Source organism: Candidatus Chloroploca asiatica (genome assembly GCF_002532075.1).
GTDB classification, from domain to species: domain Bacteria; phylum Chloroflexota; class Chloroflexia; order Chloroflexales; family Chloroflexaceae; genus Chloroploca; species Chloroploca asiatica.
The window spans coordinates 1-1,588 of the sequence record NZ_LYXE01000013.1 but is presented as its reverse complement, the minus strand read 5'-3'; the positions used below and the strand labels follow the sequence as shown (position 1 = coordinate 1,588).

The window sequence follows — 1,588 nt, the reverse complement described above, 5'->3', positions numbered from 1 at the left end:
CGCCGGGAACGTGGCACACATGCGCCGTGATGCGCGGACGATGCGTCAGCTTCATTGACCACCTCCGACGAGGTGGCAGCACTGCGGTGGTCTGCATCGGCAGGCCACCCGAACGACACCTTCTTCACATGGGAACGTCCAACGGACATCCTTCCAACCTAGGAAGCGGGACGGGTACAGGATCCGTTTGCGCAGACCCTGCCAACCACAACGGGGCAGCACGTCCATCAATCATCTCCCTCATGAGGCCCATCGGTCGCGGAAGGAAGGGCAGATGCGCACGACTGGTGGGTTCGCAGAATCCGTGGATTTCGTCAATCAGCCTCAGCTGAATCGACCCGTTTCAGCAACTCAACCACCTCTGGGCGTTGCTGCTTCAACGTCTCCCAGGCCAGATCAATCAGACTCCGAATCGTCGTCGGCGCGCCGTCCTTCGCGCTGAGCGACCAGACCGCAGCCACATAGCGTAGCTCACGATGCGTTGTTTCGGAAATGCGGGCGGGTACCCCCGCCTGACGTCCTTCGTTGGCCCGGTCATTCCCGGCCATAGATCCTCCATGTTTACCGTGCCACCATGCTACCCTGACCTTCCTTCCTTGTCAAGATGCTGATGGGCCGGTAGCTGACGCTGAAGCGGTCATGCTGGCCCCCTGGCGGGTTCCCTCAGTGCGCCCAGCGCCGCATCCCCAGAGGATAAGCCTATCGTACCGTTATTGCACACATGTGTCAATGAGTCAAAAAGAGTCAAAGATGAGGCAATTTGGGGTCATGGCGGGGGTAGAGATGTCTTCGTGGTCAGAGGCGAAGCCTCGCCGCAACGGATACCCTACCGACTGCCATTGCTCCCCGATGCCATTGGGCCGCGCCGGGTCGGTGGATGTGCATCGTCCTGGATGGCCCGGTGCCGCCGCATGGAGCCGGGCGGCGCACCCGCCCGTGCGGGTGGAGTTGTGATGAGACGAACGCAGATGATCAAAACCAACCTGGTCGCACTGAGTTTGGTCTTGACGCTGCCCTTGCTTGGCTCCTGGCGCAAGCGATTGAGCGCGATGTGCCGTACCACGCCCATATTCTGGGGCGCATTGCCCGTCCGATCGGTGTGCATCGTTTGAATCGCCTGGATCCACGGCAGAACGCGCTGCTGAAACTGATCCGGGTCGATGCGCGCAAACACCCGCCCAAACGTATCGTGGGAAGGAATGCCATTGGGAAGTTCCAGCATGTCCTTCAGCCATGCCTCTTTGCTGGTGCCAAACTCCGCCACCCCGACCCAATCGTCGGCGCCGCAGAACACCGCACACATGGTGATGATGATGCTATCGAGCAGGTTGTGCGCCTTGGTGCGCTCGATCCGTGGGTCGTCGACGGTTGCGAAAGAGGACGCCAGGGCAAGCTCTCGTGATGGGGACATGCGAAACCTCCAAGCACCATGCGGATTCGTATGGCCGTATCATGCCGCATTCCGTGCCTGAGCGCAATCCAGAAGATGCAACCGCCATGGCCCTTCGCTATAGGGCTACGTCAAAGTGGTAGGGACACCGATCAGGGCAAGTGCGGCCCCCACGGAAGCGGCGGTCGCGCGCACGGC

At 61.0% G+C, this 1,588-nt stretch carries 2 protein-coding genes; both read right to left on the bottom strand.

From position 1 onward, the window contains the following. Positions 1-314 precede the first annotated feature (314 nt). A complete protein-coding gene (locus A9Q02_RS00990) occupies positions 315-548 on the bottom strand; it encodes a hypothetical protein (RefSeq protein WP_097650480.1) in 234 nt (77 codons plus the stop codon). Positions 549-826: 278 nt separating this feature from the next. After that, a complete protein-coding gene (locus tag A9Q02_RS25275) occupies positions 827-1,411 on the bottom strand; it encodes an ISAs1 family transposase (protein WP_097650479.1) in 585 nt (194 codons plus the stop codon). Positions 1,412-1,588: the final 177 nt, after the last annotated feature.

Excerpts from the sequence above, each read along its gene's own strand:
- A9Q02_RS00990 (WP_097650480.1), bottom strand. The coding sequence starts at position 548 with ATGGCCGGGAATGACCGGGCCAACGAAGGACGTCAGGCGGGGGTACCC.
- A9Q02_RS25275 (WP_097650479.1), bottom strand. The coding sequence starts at position 1,411 with ATGTCCCCATCACGAGAGCTTGCCCTGGCGTCCTCTTTCGCAACCGTC.